Below are 18733 nucleotides of genomic sequence, written 5' to 3' on the forward strand. Positions count from 1 at the left end.
GGGTAGCTATGATGTGCTCCAGACGAGAGTGAGGAAGGGAAACCCTCACCGCGACTCGGTGCCCGGCCAGGCAAAGATCACGAGTTCGGTGAGTGGAATGTTCAGTTAGAGGTTCTAGCTGGGTGTCTCCTCCCCTCGACTAGGCGAATGGCCCGGGATCAGTAGTCCCGGGCTGTTTTGCTGTGTGCCCTACACCGGCTGTGCGTCGGTGTAGGGACAGTGGCGCTGTGGCTTCCTGCTGTCTTGCTGTCTTCGGATTTGGGCGGGAAGCGCACAGAAGCTGTACTGGCCTTGCGACAACCGTCAGGCGGCGTTCTTACGGCCTGAGGTGCGGCGCCGACGGGCTTTCAGCTGCGTTATTGCATCGGGCAGTTCGGCGACCCACAGGCCGATGGGGATGCGCATGGCCACGCGTCCGCCGAGGTGTGCGAGGTCGAACGCGGCGCGCTCGGCGGGCGTGGTGACCAGATGGACGGAGTCCTCGAGAACCCAAAGGACCGTCTCCGGGGTCGTCTTGGTGTCGGATACGGCCTGCCGTGCGGCCTCGACGGCGGAGGACTGCCACAGCTCGAGGTCCTGGCGGGCGCTTCGGGGGCGCCGCGTGCCGGGCCAGACGATCTGTGAGACGAACGCATAGACGCGCAAGGCCACGACGGCGTCCTCGAAGTGGGGTTCGTGCAGGACGCCTTGGTTACGTGCCTTCCACGCCCATGACTCGCTCAGCCCGGCGGCGGTGGCCACGGCGCTGGTGCTGAGTTGGTCGCTGCTTAGCGACATCGCTCGACTCTCCTGACAACGGTATCGATTGTTGTCACACCCTAGCGCAGAGAGGCAGGGATTTCTGGCGTCACTAGAGAGAGGGCGTGTCGTCTAATCGGGCAAGTCCGTTCGGATAGCCCATTTTGAGGGCTCGTCAGGGGAACGACAGTCGATTGTCGGGAGTGATTGCTCTAGTGTCACATGGCTCGTAGGAGTGCATGACAGCTCGTGTGTAAGTTTGATCGTGCGTCATAGCGTTGGTTAGAGCGTTGCAGTCAACGGAACATCTAACGTTGCAGCCAACAGGGCAACGAAACGGCGGCGGGCGCCGACATCGTCGCGCGCCCGCCGCCGTACCTGTCCCCCGTCCAGGCGGACCAGTCAGTTGGATCTGCGGCGCCGCTCCGGCCGCTGCAACTCCCCGTCCGCCTCCAGAGCCTGGAGGTAGCGCTCGACCAGCGCCGAGACGACGAGGGTCCCGCGCCGTCCGAAGTCTCGTTCCTGCAGGGTTACGTTGAGAGTCGACACCAGTTCAAAGGCCTGGAGGCCGACCCGATAGGACGACGGCTGCGTCTTGTCCGTATCCCAGATGCGCTCCCCCGCGAAGTCCTGTGCCATCGCGATGAGTTCGTCCACGTCATCGGGAGCGTGTCGCAGTGCCGCGTCGAGGTAGTGCCCGATCGCCAGCTGAGAGTTGCCGGTCGTGCGGCGATCGGCGTTGAGCCGATTCTTGAGGTCTGCCAGCACATCGGGCGTGATGCGGAATCCGTACGCCTGCCAGGACCTGGAGCGCAGCTTGGCATCGGCGAAGCTGTCGTGGACCGCGGTATGAGCCCAGCCACTCGCACTGCGCCTGCGTGCACGTGGCGCTGCGGCGGCGGGCTCGGCGGGCACTCCCCCAGGACTGGCGGCACTCGCCTTCGGCGACGCTGAAGCTGTTGCCGAAGGAGTGGTCGACTTGCGCGGCCCTTTGGCCTCGGTGGGTGACGCCGGGTCGGACGCCAGGCCGGACCCCGGTGAATCGCCCTCACTGCTTTCCATGGGAGTGCCGGCCCGATCGGCGCCCGCGGTCGGAGCGGACACCGTGTCGCGTCCGGCTGCGGACGCAGAAGATGGCGCAGCAGCAGACGGAGGTGTGGCGGGCTCGGCCTTCACGGGCTGTGGCGGGAGGCGCGGTTCGTCACTGGCCTTTGCGGGGGCCGGTACCGGTGAAGTGTCAGGAGCCGTCTCTGGTTCAGGCGGGGCCTGTCCCCCACCAAGGAACGAGCGCCCCGCCACGTCGTCCGCACCCGCGATAAGTCCCTGAACGAGTGAGGCGCCGGCTGGTTTGAAGGTCTTCTTCTTGGTTTTCGAGCGGGGCTTGCTCTCACTCACCCGAGGCCTCGCTCTCGATGCGGTCTGGCATCTCCCACTTCTCACGAGGCTGCTGCATACGCTCAACGATCTGCCCCATGAGCTGGCCGTACATCTTGCCCGGGCCGTGGCTGGCATACCGGATCACTGATGGCACGCCGAAGGCGAAGGAGTCACTGATGCGGTTGTCCGTGCGGATGTCGGTCATGAAGGGGGCAAGGTCGTTGTCGAGCAGTCCGTTTCGCACGTTGGCCTCTTGGCTCTTCCACCGGGAGGGAGGATTGGAGCGGTTCAGGACGGCGCCCAAGAACTGGGGATCGCACTCCCCACCCGTGCGGTCCTTGACGTATCGGACGGTGCCGCGCGTGGCAGCAGCACCCTTGAGAGCCGGGTACTCGGGGATCGAGACGGTAATGACGTAATCCGCTGCTGCCAGTGCGGTGGCAGACAGAGAGGACACGGCGGGTGGCGTGTCGATGATGACGAAGTCGAAGAAGTCTGCAACGTCAAGGAGTATCCGCCGCAAGACCGGAGTGGACTGATACCCCTTCTTGTGGATGAGGTCCTGAGCGGCAGTCATCGTGGACTCTTCGCAGGCGAGCAGATGGAGCGTGCCGGCGTCCTCGAAGTCGTCGAGCAGTTCGCTGCGGTCGAACCACAGGTTCGAGAGGTCCATACGCATGCCCTGCAGCCGGGCCTGGATGATCCACCCCAGGGACCGTGCGAGTTGGTCCTCCCCCGAGAGGTTGACACCCACGGCTGTTCCGGCCTGGGCCTGGGGGTCAAGGTCGACAGCAAGCACGCGAGCGCCCGCTAGAGACAGCCCGGCAGCCAGATTGACCGTCGTGCTGGTCTTCCCCACCCCTCCCTTTTGTGTTGCCACGGCGATGACCTTCATCGCGTGTCCGCCTCTCTCCAGTGAGTCGTCCGATTCCACAAGTACACAGGTGTCACCAGGAGGTTGAGCGACGAGGGCAGGGGCTCTCTACCTGGATGAACAGCCGATTTAGCTAGTTCGTCCGAATGTGTCTGTCGCCTAGTCTCATCGCATGCTCTAGTGACACGGGATATCACGGCATGACGATAACAGGAGTTGCTACACGAGGCGGGTGTGACGCGCAGGCTCGGCGCTTGCCCCGTGCCCTTCTCTCACTGGGCCCCCGGATTCTGAGCCCGTGTCATGCGTCGGACGACGGTTGGGCGCAGGGCACGTGGGTGAGTTGAGTCGAACGTGTGAACGCTTGCACGTTCGTTGCTCTGTTCCTGCGATGGCATGGCGGTATGGCAGCTAGTTCGATCGTGCGATCGAGAGAACGGTAGTGAGTGCGTGCGACCGTTAGACGAGTTGGTTGTTCGTCGGATGGCTCGCTCACTGGTGAGATCGCTTAGAACAGCGACGGTTCGGTCCATCGACCGGTAGAGCGACCGATCGGTCGACGGACCGATGGAGTGATGCAAACAAGGTTCGCTTGATCCAGACATAGTTGGAACGAACGTAAGAGAGAGTCATCGTCCGCTCAATGGATGGACAGTGGGTCCGTTCGTTTGATCGTGCCATCGATGCATACATAGATCGATGCAAACATCGATTGTTCGATCGCTCTGTAAGAGCAACTAGCGCTCGTCTGCTGGAAGGTTCTATCAATGGATCTATAGCTGGATCTATAGATCGTTGCAGCGTTGCAGTGATAGTTACATGCATCAGTGTCGAGGTCGTTGCAGCTAAAGCTACCTAGCTTGGTCTAGTAGTTGTAACAATTATCGGTAGAGCTGAAGCTACATGAAACGCAAGATGAGTGAATCTATCTGTCAACGCATACATCACGATATTTATCGTTGCACTCACAAGTCGCTGACCTGCAAGGACCTTCCTAAGTGTGCTCCGATTCCCCCTGGCTAGCCCGAATCGTCCCCTCTCAGGCGCCCTCCCCTACGCGCTTCCCGCCCACAGTCTTGGGATGAGGGGGCAAAGGCCTACACGAGCTGCGCACGGCCACACCTCTCTGTCTCGCTTCTTCACCCAGAGCCGTTCGCTCGTGCGCCGGGGCGGCGCACGAGTAGAGCTCTTGTCCAGCCCTGCTCCGTAGTCCCATGGCTTTCCCAAAGAGTTGGCACAGTAAGGGTGTTACACACGGGGCGTGCTATTCCGCGAGGAACAGCCGGGTGTTCGACTAGTTCGATTCTTCTCTCAGATCGATCCTAAGCAGGCGCACTGTTCAGGAGTAGTGGTCGCTTCCGACCTCAGGACCGTCTACGACAAGCTCCGTTGGCCCTTCCAGGACTGGGCCCCGAGCTCAAGCGGCCACATACTCCGGCCCACGCAAGCCAACGGCTGCAGCGTTACGCCGCTACAACGGTCTGTCGAATCCTCAAGCTTCCCCTACAGCCGCTCCGTCAGCACCCCTTCCAACTGGCTGGTCCGGATGATCGGTACCGTCGCCGAAGCCGGCTGGCCCCGTGCATTGGGCAGCTCCTCCTCGACTGCGATCACACACGCGATCCTGATGCCGCCGATCTCCACGTCGCACATTGGCCGCCGTGTGGCCTGGGTGCTCCGGCAACGTCAGGGAAGTGAGGGATCGCCTTACTGATCGTTTCAGAATGCTGTCCTGCCGAGACGCTGGCGGCCCATGAAACAATCCCTTCAGCCACGGGCTCAGGGGGATGACGCCGTATGGAACGGGTTGGGACTGCACGGGACCTCGTGCTTGGTTACGTCCACGCTCTGAACACGATTGACAAGGCCATGAGGGCGGCGATCCCCTCGCTTGAGCGACTGGCAGATGTCCTCGGCCTGGTCCGTTCGCGCCGGATCATCAGCCGGAGTGGGCACGCCGGCACCTACTCCTACACGGTTCATGGGGCAGGCTGCCGCTTCGTCAGCGACAACGGTGCTGAGGTCGATGTGGACTTCGCAGCCGACGGGAGCGAAGTTTTCGACCTCTGGCGGCTGCGCCGGTACGGGCTGAGCCTGCCGGAGTCTCTTGAGGTCACGGATCAGGACCTGCGGGCCGCAGTGCGGTCGCTGCAACCGCTTCTGATTGAGGTGCGGCCGGGGTGGTTCCGTGTAGCCGACTGATCGCTTCAGGATGAGGTTCGCAGGCGGCGCAGGCATATGAGGCTGCAGGCCAGTTCGAGCAAGCCTTGGTGGAGATCGGCGCGTCGCTCGTAACGGGTGCGGAGCCGTTTGAACGGGTGCAGCCAGGCGAAGGTGCGCTCGACCCCTTAGCGCACCCTGCCCAGCCCGGAACCGTGGGCGACGCCGCGCCGCGCGATCAACGGCTTGACGCCGAGCTTCCACTGCAGGGGGCGGTACTTGTCAAAGTCGTAGCCCCGGTCGGCATACAGACGCCGGGGCTTGCGGCGGGGGCGTCCCCGCAGTCCCCGGATCGACGGGACGGCGTCGAGTAGCGGCAGGAGCTGGGTGACGTCGTGCCGGTTGCCGCCGGTGAGCGTGACGGCGAGCGGGGTTCCGTGACGGTCGACTGTCAGGTGATGCTTGGAGCCGGGACGGGCCCGGTCGACGGGCGAGGGGCCGACGTGATCCCCCCCTTGAGCGCCCGGACGTGCGACCCGTCCACGGAGCAGTCGTCCAGGTCAAGCAGGCCGGCTCGGCGCAACGCGGACAACAGGGCGGCATGCAGGCGCGGCCACACGCCCGCCTCGGTCCAGTCCCGCAGCCGACGCCAGGCCGTCACCCCGGAGCAGCCCACCGTCTCCGCGGGAACATCACGCCACGCGACACCCGTCAGCAGCACGTACATGATGCCGACGAGTGCCGCTCGGTCAGGAACACGCAGCCGCCCGGGATAGCGGCGGCGCCGCTCGGGAGCGGGCGGCAGCAGCGGGGCCACCCGCTCCCACAGGTCATCAGGAACAAGATCAGCGCGCACCCCGGACACTCTGCCGACCAAGATCGTCGAGCACAAGACCCGCCGCTCAACTCATTCTGAAACGATCAGTTAGCCGGATGCGACCTCGAGTTCCCCACCCTCACCCAGGACTCGGTGGTCGACGGATCGTCCCCGGCATCGCAGTGACTTGCCACACTCGTCCGTCCACGACGAGACAGTGGATGGGTGGTGGACGCGAGGGGGAGGCTATTACGGCGTAATAGGCCTTCGGGGTGCGCCGACACGCGACAGGCTTGGAGAGCGTCGCAGATTGTGTCGCGGACTATTACGGCGTAATAGCCTCCCCCCGTCCATGTTCCCCAGTCTCAGGCGTCGTGCCGCTGCACTGTCCGGTGATGGCCCCGGGCTGTGGCGGGTGAGCTGGATGATGTGGGGTTCCACCCAGTACGACCCTGTCATCGAGGTCCGCTGCTGAGACGCCGTCTCAGTTGGTGCAGCGGCGGTAACAGATGAAGGTGCTGGCGATGACGACGAAGGCTGGGAAGTGGTCGGTCTTGCGCTCGTAGTGGCGGCGCGCAAGCGGCGGCTCCATTGAGAAGCCCACACCCGACCTGGACCAGCCAGTAGAGCGTCGGTGGACTGGTGCAGGAGGCGCCGCAGAAGCTAGGGCGTGTAACGAAAGTTCTGGTCGTCGGCGTGGCACTACCCAAAATGACATGCGGTCTTCGCTCGGTCGTGCTGGGATCAACCGCTATGAATGATCATTCCCTTGAGGAAGCCGATGTGACGGACAGGATGGAACGGAACCTGGCGGAGCACGCCTGCCATCTGCACCGCAATATGCCCGGTGCGTCCGTCGCAGAGACCGGCGACCTCCTGGTCGCGGACAGCGGCCTGGACGACGACACGTTCAACATCATCGCCGCGGCCCGCTTCACCGACGCCGACGCCGCGGTCCGCATCGCCGAGACCGTCCGGACGCTGGTCGGCACCGGCCGCGGTTTCTCCTGGTGGGTGGGCCCTGCCTCGACACCGGCAGACCTCACTGCCCGCCTGACGGCGGCCGGTCTGCCGTTGTCCGAACGTGCGACGGCGATGTGGGCCGAGCTGGACGACCCCCTGCCGCTTGCCTCTGTCCAGGGCCTGGACATCCGGACGGTGACCACGCCCGAACAGCTCGCCGACTACGCCACGGTCCTCGCAGCGAACTGGCATCCACCCGCCGAAACCGTCCGCGACTTCTTCGCCCGGGCCGTTTCGCAGGCGCTGGCCGCGACCTGCCCGGCCCGGTACCTGGTGGGCTACGTGGAGAACCGGCCGGTCTGCTCTGCCGAGGTGTTCCACCACGCGGGAGTCGCCGGCATCTACAACATCTCCACCCTGGCCGCCCACCGCCGACGCGGCTACGGCGGAGCCATCACGCTCGCAGCCCTCACCACAGCCCGCGAGCGGGACCACCGCATCGCGGTCCTGCAGGCGTCGGCCGACGGAGAGCCCGTCTACCGCCGCCTGGGGTTCCACGCCTGCGGCCAGTTCGTCGAACACGCCGTCAACGCCTGAACCGTCAAGACTCCACGGACGTCCGTCCGTAGCGGCCTGCACGCTTGTCGTATCTCGTGGCCACGGCCCGGTTCCTTTGAAGGCGGTTGATGCCGCACTCGACGCCATGCCGAGCCTTGTAGTCCTCGGCGTTGAACCCAGGCTGCCGGCCACCACGGGAGCCGCGCTTCTTGCGGTTGAGCACCTGGTCGGCCTTGTTTGGAATGGTGCAGCGGATGCCGCGACGGCACAGATAGGCAGGGTTCCTGCGGGAGGCGTACGCCTTGTCAGCGCGGACCCGGGTGGGGCGGACACGCGGCCGGCCCGGCCCGAGGCGGGGCACACTTACCCTCTTCAGTACGGGCTCGAACTGCGGCGAATCGCCGCGCTGCCCTGCCGTGATCACGATCGACATGGGCTTCTGGCCTTGCTCGACTGCCAGGCGCAACTTGGTGGTGAACCCGCCGAGCGACCTTCCCAGTCCGTGATCTCCAGGCTCGGTGAACACACCGCCCAGCGGTTCCTTCTGCGGTCGCCTCGTCTACGGGCTCGGCCGCATGCTGGCGGGTGCGGCAGACCGTGGAGTCAAACGCTCAAGTCCCAGACGATCGCACCTCTCGCGTCGGCCAGGGACTGAAGCTGAGTGAGGATCCGCTGCCAGGCGCCGTTGCGCAGCCACCGGCGGAACAAGTCGTAGACCCGGCTCCACGGTCCGTACTCGACGGGCACGTCCCGCCATGGCACACCGGTCCGCACCCGGAACCGTATGCCGTCGATCAACTGCCCCCGCGGCCAGACGGGCGGCCACCCCGCCCTGGCGCCCTTCGGCAACAACCGCTCCGCCGAGCCGTACCGGTCCAAGAGGGCTTACGCGGAAGCCGGGTTGACCGTGCAATCGCTGACGCCGGGGGCCTCACGATCCATCGGCCGCGACGTAGGGCTTGGACGACTGAGGCCTCTGTGCACTGCAGTTGTTCTACTTGTTCGATTCTGCTGTCAGATCGATCCTAAGCGCAGCAACCGCCGACGGGCGGCTGCTCCTTGACCTCAGCATGAGCTCTGGGAAACGAGATGTTCGGTCCTGAAGGCCGAGAGGGACTCGATCGGAGGCGACTCCGCCGCGCCGGCGCGGCGTTCCTCACCGGCTCGGTCGGAGCCCTCTCCTCAACTCTCGATGGTGCAAGTGAACAGCCAGAGGTGTCGGTGCTGGTGGGTGACGACGTCGGGGGCGACACTATTACGGCGTAATAGCTCTCCACGGCGCAGCGGTGGATGGGGGAGGGGCTGCAGACCATTACGGCGTAATACTGAGCCGAGCACGACTGGTGACGGTCCGACAGTCCGGACGGCACCTCGGAGGTCAGCTATTACGGCGTAATAGCTGATGCTGTAAAAACTAACGTGTCGAAGTCGCTTGTGAGTGGCTGGCGTTAGTATGGTGTCCTTCATGAGCTCGTCAGCCAGCGACCGCGAGAAGGTCGTATCCAAACTCCCCAGCCAACTCCGACACGATCTGAAGATCCGAGCTGCTCAGCACCGGATCGACCTGCAGGACGCGGTGGAGCAGGGCATCGCTGCCTGGGTGCAACTCGCCGCTGCGCCCGCGCCCGTGGACACCTCCGGCGCTGACTCATTCTCCACCTGGCTTCCCCCGGGGCAGTGGGCCTCCTTCACTCAGGTGGCCAAGGAGCGAAAGGTCTCCTTGATCCAGGGACTTGCCCAGTCGGTGACCCTGTGGCTGGAGAGCAACCCGCCCCCCGCCGTCCAGCGTCGCAAGCACCCCAAGCGCCGCATCGTCTGCAACCAGAAGGGCGGGGTCGGCAAGACAGCCGTGACGTCAGGCCTTGGCGCAGCACTCGCCGAGGATCCCGACTCGCTGCACCCGGTCCGGATCTCGCGGCACCTGGCCGACCAGATCGCTGCGCAGGAAGCTGCCGCCCTCGATGAGGAGTCGACGCGAGGCTCGGCGAAGTCGGCGCTCAAGATTGAGGAGTTGCCCGGACTGGGACGCCGCATCCTGATGGTCGACTTCGACCCGCAGCGTCACCTGACCAAGCAGCTCGGGCAGGAAGACATTCCGATGAGCCCGGACTCGGACAGCCTCAGCAAGCACATGGCCGGCGAGGCCAAGGGCGACATCCACGACCTCGTCGTCACCATCAACGATGACCGCTACGGCAACCGCCTGGACCTGCTGCCTGGTTGCAAAGACGCCTTCCTGCTGGACGTCGCGCTGTCCAAGGTGCGATTCCGTGAAGCAGCCCTGGAGCGAGCCCTGGCACCGCTCGAGGGGGAGTACGACGAGATCATCGTCGACTGCCCGCCCAGCCTCGGCCTCAGCATGGACGCCGCGATCTACTACGGCCGACGCCGCGAGGAGGAAGACACCGGCGTCTCCGGCCCGCTCATCATCGTGCAGGCCGAGGACAGCAGCGCCGACGCCTACGACCTCCTCATCGAGCAGATCGAGGACCTCCGCGAAGACATGGGCATCGACCTCGACTACCTGGGCATCGTCGTCAACCTCTACGACCCGCGCCGCGGCTACATCGCCACCTCCTCGCTCGATGCCTGGATCGCCATAAAGGATCCACGAGTTGTCGCGGTCATCGGTGACCTGGGAGACCAGCGCAAGGCAGTACGCATGAAGCAGCCGCTGCTGTCGTTCGCCCCGCGTGGCGAGCAGGCGATCACGATGCGCGCACTGGCAAGGGAGCTTCCGTGAGCCGCGTTGCAGACCAATTGGGAACCGGCGCGTCTTTCGGCAAGGCCCGTGGCGGAGTCAGTGCCCGTCGGGCGGCCGTGGCCGCGGCAACCGGCGGCGTACCCACCGAGGGCGTGCCCGACCCCACCAGGCTCTCCGTCGATCTCATCAGCCCCAACCCCGACAACCCGCGCACGACCTTCGGGGACCTGACGGACCTGGGCAACAGCCTTAAGGACCACGGCCAGAAGCAGGCCGTCACGGTCATGAACCGGGATGCCTACGTCAAGGCGAACCCGGCCCGCGAGGGCGAACTCGAGGACGGCACCACGCACGTGGTCGTCGACGGCAGTAGCCGCCTCTGGGCCGCCCGCGAAGCCGGCGTCGCCGAGCTAAAGGTGATGGTCGACGACACCCAGGGCAGCTCCGAAGACGAGCTCCTGGAATCGGCCCTGGTCGCCAACGTCCACCGCCAGGACCTGGAGCCGATGGACGAAGCGCGGGCCCTGCAGCGGCTGCTGGAAATCCATAAGACCCAGACCAAGCTCGCCAAGCGACTGCACAGGTCGCAGGGCTGGGTCTCGCAGCGTCTGGCGCTGTTGGGCTTGACCCCCGAATTGCAGCGGAGCCTGGAAAACGGCACTGAGAATGTCGACCTGCTCCGGGCTGTGGGCAACAAGCCCGCCGAGCAGCAGCAGGGGGCTCTGCAAGAACTCAAGGAGAAGAAGGCGGCTGCAGAGTCGTCCCGTCGGCGTGAACGGGGTGGGCCGCGTTCCGACTCCGGCTCCTATTACGGCGTAATAGAGCACGGCATGACGGAGGAGGGGCAGCCCGAACCTGAGGCCACACGGCACCCCACCCCCAAGGCGAGCCCATCGGCAGAGAACGAGCCGTCCGCCCGGCAGGAGCGGACGGCCACGGAGACGAAGGAGGCGCCCGCGCAGAAGCAGCGCGAACCGTTGCCGGAGCTCGTCGGCATCCAGTCCATGCCCTTTGGCAGGCCCGAAGCAGTGCTGCGGATCCTTGAGGAACACATGCCTGCCGAGAAGCTGGAACAGCTCATCAAGCTGCTCAACAACCGGGCCTGAAACACGTGAAGAGCGGCGGTCCTCGTACTCAGCCTGCCAGCGGAGCCTGTTGGCTGATCTGGTTCGGGGTCCGCTGCTTCGCGCGTCGATCGCTTTGACCGGCTGGCGAAGTGCCGCGATACGGCGGGTGTGGGTGCGGGATGTCAGGTGCTCGGAACTGTCTGCCTCTGCCGCAGCACATGGATCATTCCCACGACCGACATCAGCGCGAAGAGCAGGGCCGTTCCCCCCGACAGCACGGCCAGAATGACCGGTCCGCCGCCTCGGAGGTCCTCTTCACGAACGGCCGTCTGCGGATCGTCCGCGTGGTACCGGACGGTCATCTGGCTTCCGGCAGATTGCCGTCCACCAGTGCTGCCCGCCGGTAGGTCCGCGACCACCGTCCGCCCGCCAGTCTTGAACTCAACCTGGCACCGGCCCAGCATGCAGGAGCCTTCCGTGTGTAGCGTCGCGGGCGTCTGTTCGCCGTCCTGGAAGGAGCGCAGATGCTGGGCCGCTGGAAGCAAGACCAGCATGGACAGAGCCCCCGACAGCAGTGCGAGGCCTAGCAGGATCAGTACACCCATAGGCCGTACACGCCTTGCGGTCGCATGCTGAGGCTGGCCGTCGGCAGCGCTTGCCTCTGGTATTCCGTCCATGTCCCCGCTGTCTCTGTCGCTTCCTCCGGTTTCCCCTGGAAGCGTTCAACCGTGCTTCAGTGTGCAGCAGCCCACCGGGGCTGCTCCATTCTGACCAGCGTAAATGACCAGATCAGCTGTCACGCAACGACCAGTCAGGACGAACGTACGCGCTGTTGCGGACCTTGCGGACCTTGCGGACCTTGCGGTCAGCGCGGCCTTTGCCAACGCGATGTGTCGTCCTGGGTCTTGGCCGCCGCGGGTATGACAGTGAAGCTACCGATCAGGGCCCGTGTGACTCCGCGCCACCCGCCCATGCAGCGAGGGGCTCAAGAAGTCAGGAGGCCGGTGTGCAGTGTGCCTTCTTCCACTTCAGGAACTGGACCGGGCGGTTGGTGATGATGCCGTCGACGCCCCAGGACGTCGCGGTCGGCCAGTCGGCTGCGCGGTCGACGGTCCAGACGAACACCTTGATGCCCGCTGCTTTGAGCTGCTTCACCACCGTCGGCCGGGCTGAGAGCGCCCGGAACTTCACCGAGTACGTGCTCAGGGAGAACTTGCGAGCGGTGGCCACCGGGTCGGGGTCGAGCTTGGTGCGCAGCAGCGCGATCTCCGTCTTGCGGGCCGACTTCGCCGCGTCGCGCAGTACGTCCTTGTCGAAGGACTGAAGCATGGTGCGCTGTGTCATGTCCGCTTTGGCCACGAGCCTGAGCACTCGCTTCACGGCTGCGGGCGGCTGTGGGCCCTTGATCTCCAGGAGGAGCCGGACAGACCTGCTCTGTAAGGAAGAGAGGACCTGTTTCAGAGTAGGCACCCGTCCGCCGCCCTTCACCGTCAGCCCGGCGATTTCCTTGGCGGTGAGTTCGTCGACCCGCCCTGTCCCGTCGGTCATCCGGTCGACGGTGTCGTCGTGCATGATGACCGGCCGGCCGTCCTTGGTGAACTGCACATCCATCTCCACCCATTCCGCGCCGTGGTCGTCTGCCGCCTTCATTCCGTCGATCGTGTTCTCCGGGGCGATCTCGGGTGCGCCGCGATGCCCGATGGTGTGAGTAGCAGAGCAGTCGACAGTGGAATGTCGTCCGGGGACAAGGATGCTGTCGATGGTTCCAGTGAGGTGTTCTTGTCGGCTGCTCTGGTAGCGGAGGCGGCTGGTCTGGCCCGCCACTCCCAGTTCTGCGCCGCCGGACAGACGTGCGGTGAACCCCTCGGCCGCACCCCCCGTAATCCGCCGTGAACCCGCGCTCTCATCCAGAGTGAACGTCGCCTCGTCCCCTGGGGAGGGTCTCTCGGTGAAGGTTGGGTGTGGGGCAGAAGCCGTGGTTAACCAGCTGCCTAACCCGGTCCAGCACAACGCCACCGCGAGTGCCGCAGTCAACATCGATGGCAGCGGGAATCTGCTACGCAGTTTCATTGTGGGGCTTCACCAATCGCGATCGAGGAAAGGGGGTGGAGGGAGGGCCGGTCTCCGCCAGGAGTTGCCGGTGTCCGGTCTCGGTGGGAAGGCGCTGTACCGACGGCCGCCAGTCCTTGACGCGGGGGCGGCTGATCTAGCACCCGCCGAAGACCGACCAAGGAGTGGTGCTTTCGCTCATGGATCCGTCCCATACTGTGCTGGCGGCACGGGCACGGAGTTCTGAAATCCAAGCATGGGTGTGCATTCCAGACCAAGCTCTGAAAGCAGGCGAATGGTGCTAAAGACCCGCATAGAGGGTTAGTGCTCTTTACTGCGTGCTCGCCAGACCGCGTGCTCGCCACATGTATGCCGTCAGCGCCAACGGCTGAGCCGGCAGATCGGGGCCCGGCGGCGGAGGACCGTCAAGGCTGCCTGGACAGGATCCGGTCCGGGCCTTCCACCCCTTCGTGCTTCGCGGAGTCCGTGCGGGAACTGGCCAGTTCGAGCGCGAGGACGGTACGCCCCTGACCGCCGACGTTCAGGCCGGCTGTGAGCATGACCTCCGAGCTGGGGTAGGCGTCAGCACCATTGGGCGGGTTGGGAACCATGGGCAGGTCGGGGTGGATGTCAGAAATTTGCGCGTTGATCAGGCTGACATTGTCTCTGGTCAGGCCAGCTTTCACCCAGGCGAGACCAATGTATTCAAGGTCCAGGTCCTCCTCGGGGGACACTCCGCCGCCGACCAACGGCAGGCTCGACAGGCCGGTTTCCACACGAACTGCTCCGTGCACACACCACGAGGCATCGCCTGTCTCGGGCTTTACCCTGATCACGACGGCTTCTATGTGTTCCAGCTGAACAGTTACTGCGAGCAGCTCGGGGGCCGATGCGGTGGCGGAGCGGTATGTGAAGGATGCCGACTCGAGGGCAGGAATCAGGGGTTCGAGATCTTTCGGAGGGGCGTCGATGTCGATCCCCAAGGTGTTGGCCAGTTCCACGACATTGAGCGTCGCGCCCAATGAATCCCATGAGCCAGAGACTGCCCAGCCGTCTCCGGGGAGCACCTGAAGCTCTCCGTCGAACCAGACGACGGTCTGTCCCTTGTCGGTTTCTGCGAGGAAGCCTAGTTCGGCGAGAACCGAAAAGTCTCCGGAAGAGTCGCAAGCCAGATCCAGGAGAAAGGTGGAATGCACTCCTCGAAGAACGTAGCTGAAGCAAGCGGAAAATTCCCAAACGGCCCAAGCCTCATCGGTGTGGGTCAATACATCGAGAGTTAGTTTGTCGAGCTGGACATCCCGGAGCTCGGCTGGAATGACCGATGAATCCTGTCCCCATTTTTCACTGATGTAGGCAAGGAGTGCGGAAATGTTGATGTTCTCTACGCTGCCGACGCTGTGCTTGCCGCTGGGGCTGTCGTACCACGAGTCAAGGGTTATCGTGACGTCGCTATTGAGGGTGACGCTGGAAGGAACCTCCAAGGGGACACCCATATCTTTTCGATGCGTGGTGCTGCCTCCTTCGTTCTCCGGGGGAGGTGTGCCGGTCTGGCCGGGCTCGTCGGCCTGATGCTTCGGGTCCGGGGTCTTGAGGCCATGCCGGATATCGCTTCCTTCGTTCTTGAGCCACTTTGGTGACCCGGATCCGGCAAACAGCTTCTTCGTCTTCAGGAAGGGGGCCCAGTAGTAATACTGAGATGGCACTTCGACCCAATTGGAACTCAGGTATTCCCAGTACCACCACTCCCGCTCGTCGGCGTTGGTGCATGCCTCCAGGAATATTTTGAAGGCCTCGTCTATCTCGGCTGCCCCCATGGGCGTCGGAGTTTTCGCCTTCTTCAGCTTGTATATGTGTTCGTACAGATTCCGGTACGTTGCGTAGTGCTTCGACCCGACGACCGTCTCTGCAAAGAAATCGATCTCATCACCCGGGTCGTAGAAGCGAATCTTCTCGGACGGCCCGTTGTGGAGATTCGAGGGAAGCCATAAGTATATGTTCAATAGATTGGTGAGATAGTCCGGCCGGTGTGACGTGGAAACGCTGGCGTCCCAGTAGACTTCCTCGGCGAGCATCTTTTCCAAGAGCTCTCGAGGGTCGCTCCATCCGGTAGCCTTGATGATCGGAGGGGCATCAAACCAGCGCGACCGTATTACGTCCAATTTGTCTTTCAGGTGTTCCAGTACGGCCCTTACTGGGTCCGAGACCTTTCCGGTGTCTGTTGCTGACGAGAACTGGTTTCCGATCATTGAGTCCCACATGTAACTCAAATAGGAGGACGGCGTAATGTGGTGATAGGCGCCACCTGGATAGTTGGGGTGCTCCGAGTTCTCCTTCCACGGGGCTCCCCCTCCTCTGCTTCCGGCGAACTTCAGTGCTAAAAGATCCTTTGTCATTTCGGCGCCTCTCTCGGATTTCGCTTTCCCGCTGAAGTCCCTACTGGCTGAGCCGGGAAAACCCGGCGGCCTTCATGGCTCCTCCAGGAATAGGGCCCTTCTAGAAATAGGGCGGCCCAGCCCAGTGATGTTCGACTGCTTATAGGTCTCGGCGGCCTGCGTTCCCCTCTGCCGGTCGTCGGCCACCCAGGAGAGACGCGCCCCCGGCCCGTTCAAGGGGCGGTCGGCTCCGCGGTCGGCTCCGTGGCCAGCGTCGAGGTCGGGGCGAGGCCCGGCAGCACGAGTCGTACGAGGAAGCCGCCGTCCGCGGTGGGTGCCGCGTGCACGTGACCGCCCAGGAGGTGGGCGCGGTCCCGTAGTCCGGGCAGGCCGGTGCCGCTGCCCGGGAGCGTCGCGGGGCCAGCTGACTGGTGGGAGCTTTCGGCGGGAGCGCTGTTGTGGATCTCGACGACCAAGTTGCGCGGACCGTCGTCGGGTGCGGCGGAGGTGACACGGACCGTCGCGGGGCTTCCAGGAGCGTGCTTGCGGGCGTTGGTCAGGGCCTCCTGCACCGCGCGGTAGGCGGCGTGCTCGGTGGCCGCGGACCACGCGTGGCCCGCCATCTGCCCGATGTCGAACTGGCAGTCCACCTTCAGCCCGCTGGCCGCGATCAGGGCCGGGAGATCCATGAGCCGGGTGGCCGGGCCGGAGGAGGCGCCGGGACCGGAGCTGCGCAGTACGTCGAGGACGTCGCGCAGCTCGTCCAGTGTCCGTGAGCCGAGGCGGCGGATGTCCGCCCCGATGGCCTGGTCGCTGCGGTGGCTGCCGGTCTTCTCCAGGACGCCCGCGTGGATGGTGATCAGGCCGACTTGATGCGAGACGACGTCGTGCAGTTCACGGGCGAGACGGGCGCGCTCGGCCGAGACCGCGCGCTCGGCGAGCAGCACGCGTTCGCGCTCGCGCAGCGCGCTCAACTCGGTAACCCGGCCGGTCAGTTCGCCGTGGAGACGGATCATGACGCCCAGTGCGCTCGGTCCCGCGACGAACAGGGCGGGCCCCAGGAAAACCATGGCCCATTCGGTCGCCGTCCAGGGGGTCGGCGTGCTCGTCTCGTACTCGGTCCAGGGGATGACGGCGATGCCGAAGCCCAGCAGTGTGCAGGCGAGGACGGTGGACCGACGGGCGACGAAGGCCCCCACCGAGCTCAGGGCGATCATGGGGGCGAGCCAGAGGAGTCCGGTGGCGGCCGCGGGGAGGGTCGCGGCGAAGGTGAGCACCGGGTGGCGCCTGCGCAGCAGCAGGGCGAGCACCGCGATGATGTAGCACGCCAGGGTCAGCGGGCCGGCCAGGTGCTGCACGGTCAGTGCCTCGGCGGCGGCCATGGCTAGGAGTGCGCAGTCTAGGGCCCGTGGTGAGAGCCTTCGGCGCCAACGGCCGTGGTGCGTCATCGGGGGTCTGTGTCGATGCAGTTGAGGGAGGCCCGGTGGGCCAGGGTGGCCGCCTGGACGCGGTTCGTGGTGCGGAGCTTGGCGTAGATCGCGCTCACGTAGTCCTTGGCGGTGGACCGGCTCAGGGCCAGGCGCCGGGCGATCTCGTTGTTGGAGTGCCCTTCGGCGAGCTGGGTGAGGACTTCGCGTTCGCGGTGGGTCAGTTCGGCGACCCGGGCGCGTAGGCCCGCACGGCCGTCCTGTGCGCGGTCCGGTCCGGTGTCGTCTCGGCTCATCGCGCGGGCCACCCGGGGGGACAGTGCGCTGCCGCCCGTGGCTAAGAGCCGTACTCCCGATATGAGTTGGTCCGGAGTGGTGTCCTTGAGGAGGAATCCCAGGGCTCCGGCGCCGAGGGCTGCGGAGACGTACGTGTCTGCGCCGAATGAGGTGAGCATCGAGACCGCGGGCGGTTCGGGGAGGGCGAGCAGTGCCTTGAGGACGGCGAGTCCGTCGACGTCCGGCATGTGGATGTCGACCAGGGCGACGTCCGGCCGGTGAAGGTGTGCCAGGGCTTCCGCGTCTGCCCCGCCGCACGTGGCCAGGACTCCGATGTCGTCGGATGTCTCCAGGATTCGCTGCAGGCCGGTGCGTACGGAGACGTCGTCGTCAACGATCATTGTGCGAATCATGTCCCCCCACTTCCGACGTAACGGCGCACAGCATAACTGAACGTCATATACCGCTATCTCTGCCGATGCCATCCGAGATGGCACGTTTAGCAAAAGGGACATAACTGACTTTAGTGGCTGAGTTGCCGGGGAATCCGCCGGTCGGCGGGTGGCGGGGCCAGGTCGCGTTCGGCAGGGTGATGCACGGCTGGCACCCGCGACCGGCGCAGCGCACAACGGATCGCGAGAGACGCCGCCTCTGAGGAAAACACTTCCGCTTACCGCATCTGAGCCTGTGCGGCCTCGAGCGAGGATTCTACGTGTCCGATGTCGCCCTGCCCGGGCCAATACGGGTAATCCAGGGGAACGAGGGGGCCGGTCAAGCGGCCGGTCTTCTCTGTGAACTCCTGCCCACACTTCAGCGTCGCGCGTCCTGCATGGTCCCAGTGCAGACGGCGGAAGACGCGGTGCAGTCGGCCTGCGAGAAACTCCTGAACAGCTCCGACAATTTAGTGCGACACCCCAACCCGCGGGCCTATGCGCTGCGCGCGGTGACCACCGCCGTGTACGACCTGCGCCGCAGGCAGACCCGTGAGACTGCGGTCGCGGAGCTGCCCGACATGCCGACCGACGACAGCCCCATCGAACTGCGCGAAGCCGACTGGGAGGCCGCTCGACTGCTCTCGCTGCTCTCGCCGGGGCAGGCGGCAGCCATACGGCTGGTCGACATCGAGGGCCACAGCATCGACCGCGCCGCCGAAATTCTCGAAGTGCACCGCGGCACCGTTTCGCGTGCCCGCGATCGCGGATTGCGTCGGCTGCGCGGCGAAATAGATTTCGGCCGGTGTCATACGAGCACCACCGGCCCGACGTTTACAGGGTGAAGGGCACACGGGCCGAAATTGTCGGCACGACGTGCCCTCGACGAATAGCTCGTACACATGGAGAAAGGTCTCTCT

14 protein-coding genes and 2 pseudogenes are annotated in these 18733 nt (G+C 64.9%); 5 read left to right on the plus strand and 11 right to left on the minus strand.

Annotation, left to right across the window (positions count from 1 at the left end; all coding sequences use genetic code 11):
* Nucleotides 1–303: 303 nt before the first annotated feature.
* From ACIBKX_RS33325 to ACIBKX_RS33340, 4 genes are all read right to left on the minus strand, one after another.
* Nucleotides 304–777 carry a hypothetical protein gene (locus tag ACIBKX_RS33325; protein WP_363275865.1) on the minus strand — a complete coding sequence of 158 codons (474 nt, stop codon included), beginning with the start codon at nt 775–777 and terminating at the stop codon, nt 304–306.
* 363 nt (nt 778–1140) lie between these two features.
* On the minus strand, nt 1141–1653 hold the full coding sequence (locus tag ACIBKX_RS33330; RefSeq protein WP_363275866.1) for a hypothetical protein: 513 nt from the start codon (nt 1651–1653) through the stop codon (nt 1141–1143).
* 472 nt (nt 1654–2125) lie between these two features.
* Nucleotides 2126–3010: a ParA family protein gene (locus ACIBKX_RS33335; protein ID WP_363275867.1), complete on the minus strand. Its 885-nt coding sequence runs from the start codon at nt 3008–3010 to the stop codon at nt 2126–2128.
* A 1482-nt stretch (nt 3011–4492) separates the two neighbouring features.
* Complete coding sequence (locus ACIBKX_RS33340) at nt 4493–4633, minus strand: hypothetical protein (protein WP_363275868.1); 141 nt, start codon at nt 4631–4633, stop codon at nt 4493–4495.
* 153 nt (nt 4634–4786) lie between these two features.
* On the opposite strand from ACIBKX_RS33340, the gene ACIBKX_RS33345 reads away from it, so the two are divergent.
* Nucleotides 4787–5191, plus strand: coding sequence for a DUF6896 domain-containing protein (locus tag ACIBKX_RS33345; protein ID WP_363275869.1), 405 nt, complete (start codon nt 4787–4789; stop codon nt 5189–5191).
* A gap of 5 nt (nt 5192–5196) precedes the next feature.
* Here the strand turns inward: ACIBKX_RS33345 and ACIBKX_RS33350 are convergent.
* Nucleotides 5197–6005 (minus strand): annotated as a pseudogene (locus ACIBKX_RS33350) (IS5 family transposase).
* 756 nt (nt 6006–6761) lie between these two features.
* Between ACIBKX_RS33350 and ACIBKX_RS33355 the strand changes: the two are divergent.
* On the plus strand, nt 6762–7526 hold the full coding sequence (locus tag ACIBKX_RS33355; RefSeq protein WP_363275920.1) for a GNAT family N-acetyltransferase: 765 nt from the start codon (nt 6762–6764) through the stop codon (nt 7524–7526).
* A gap of 4 nt (nt 7527–7530) precedes the next feature.
* Here ACIBKX_RS33355 and ACIBKX_RS33360 read toward each other — a convergent pair.
* Nucleotides 7531–8339: pseudogene (locus ACIBKX_RS33360) on the minus strand (IS5 family transposase).
* Between the two features lie 613 nt (nt 8340–8952).
* Here ACIBKX_RS33360 and ACIBKX_RS33365 point away from each other — a divergent pair.
* On the plus strand, nt 8953–10230 hold the full coding sequence (locus ACIBKX_RS33365; protein WP_363275872.1) for a ParA family protein: 1278 nt from the start codon (nt 8953–8955) through the stop codon (nt 10228–10230).
* Nucleotides 10227–11297 (plus strand): ParB/RepB/Spo0J family partition protein, encoded by a 1071-nt coding sequence (locus ACIBKX_RS33370; RefSeq protein WP_363275873.1) that lies wholly within the window; start codon nt 10227–10229, stop codon nt 11295–11297. Before ACIBKX_RS33365 ends, ACIBKX_RS33370 begins: the two co-directional genes overlap by 4 nt.
* Nucleotides 11298–11440: 143 nt before the next feature.
* On the opposite strand, the gene ACIBKX_RS33375 is transcribed toward ACIBKX_RS33370, so the two are convergent.
* From ACIBKX_RS33375 to ACIBKX_RS33395, 5 genes are all read right to left on the minus strand, one after another.
* Nucleotides 11441–11863 carry a DUF3592 domain-containing protein gene (locus tag ACIBKX_RS33375; protein ID WP_363275874.1) on the minus strand — a complete coding sequence of 141 codons (423 nt, stop codon included), beginning with the start codon at nt 11861–11863 and terminating at the stop codon, nt 11441–11443.
* 388 nt (nt 11864–12251) lie between these two features.
* Complete coding sequence (locus tag ACIBKX_RS33380) at nt 12252–13328, minus strand: glycerophosphodiester phosphodiesterase family protein (protein ID WP_363275875.1); 1077 nt, start codon at nt 13326–13328, stop codon at nt 12252–12254.
* A gap of 404 nt (nt 13329–13732) precedes the next feature.
* The gene (locus tag ACIBKX_RS33385) at nt 13733–15700 is read right to left on the minus strand and encodes a hypothetical protein (protein WP_363275876.1); all 1968 of its coding nucleotides are present in this window, start codon (nt 15698–15700) and stop codon (nt 13733–13735) included.
* A 212-nt stretch (nt 15701–15912) separates the two neighbouring features.
* Nucleotides 15913–17061 carry a histidine kinase gene (locus ACIBKX_RS33390; RefSeq protein WP_363275877.1) on the minus strand — a complete coding sequence of 383 codons (1149 nt, stop codon included), beginning with the start codon at nt 17059–17061 and terminating at the stop codon, nt 15913–15915.
* Nucleotides 17062–17123: 62 nt separating this feature from the next.
* Nucleotides 17124–17783, minus strand: a complete 660-nt coding sequence (locus ACIBKX_RS33395) for a response regulator transcription factor (RefSeq protein WP_363275878.1) — start codon at nt 17781–17783, stop codon at nt 17124–17126.
* A gap of 437 nt (nt 17784–18220) precedes the next feature.
* Here ACIBKX_RS33395 and ACIBKX_RS33400 point away from each other — a divergent pair, with 437 nt between their 5' ends.
* Nucleotides 18221–18658 carry an RNA polymerase sigma factor gene (locus ACIBKX_RS33400; RefSeq protein WP_363275879.1) on the plus strand — a complete coding sequence of 146 codons (438 nt, stop codon included), beginning with the start codon at nt 18221–18223 and terminating at the stop codon, nt 18656–18658.
* Nucleotides 18659–18733 lie beyond the last annotated feature (75 nt).

This window comes from Streptomyces sp. NPDC050658 (assembly GCF_044457025.1).
Classification (GTDB): domain Bacteria; phylum Actinomycetota; class Actinomycetes; order Streptomycetales; family Streptomycetaceae; genus Streptomyces.

Excerpts from the sequence above, each read along its gene's own strand:
- ACIBKX_RS33325 (WP_363275865.1), bottom strand. The coding sequence starts at position 777 with ATGTCGCTAAGCAGCGACCAACTCAGCACCAGCGCCGTGGCCACCGCC.
- ACIBKX_RS33345 (WP_363275869.1), top strand. The coding sequence starts at position 4,787 with ATGGAACGGGTTGGGACTGCACGGGACCTCGTGCTTGGTTACGTCCAC.
- ACIBKX_RS33355 (WP_363275920.1), top strand. The coding sequence starts at position 6,762 with ATGGAACGGAACCTGGCGGAGCACGCCTGCCATCTGCACCGCAATATG.
- ACIBKX_RS33380 (WP_363275875.1), bottom strand. The coding sequence starts at position 13,328 with ATGAAACTGCGTAGCAGATTCCCGCTGCCATCGATGTTGACTGCGGCA.
- ACIBKX_RS33395 (WP_363275878.1), bottom strand. The coding sequence starts at position 17,783 with ATGATCGTTGACGACGACGTCTCCGTACGCACCGGCCTGCAGCGAATC.
- ACIBKX_RS33375 (WP_363275874.1), bottom strand. The coding sequence starts at position 11,863 with ATGGGTGTACTGATCCTGCTAGGCCTCGCACTGCTGTCGGGGGCTCTG.
- ACIBKX_RS33385 (WP_363275876.1), bottom strand. The coding sequence starts at position 15,700 with ATGACAAAGGATCTTTTAGCACTGAAGTTCGCCGGAAGCAGAGGAGGG.
- ACIBKX_RS33335 (WP_363275867.1), bottom strand. The coding sequence starts at position 3,010 with ATGAAGGTCATCGCCGTGGCAACACAAAAGGGAGGGGTGGGGAAGACC.
- ACIBKX_RS33390 (WP_363275877.1), bottom strand. The coding sequence starts at position 17,061 with ATGGCCGCCGCCGAGGCACTGACCGTGCAGCACCTGGCCGGCCCGCTG.
- ACIBKX_RS33365 (WP_363275872.1), top strand. The coding sequence starts at position 8,953 with ATGAGCTCGTCAGCCAGCGACCGCGAGAAGGTCGTATCCAAACTCCCC.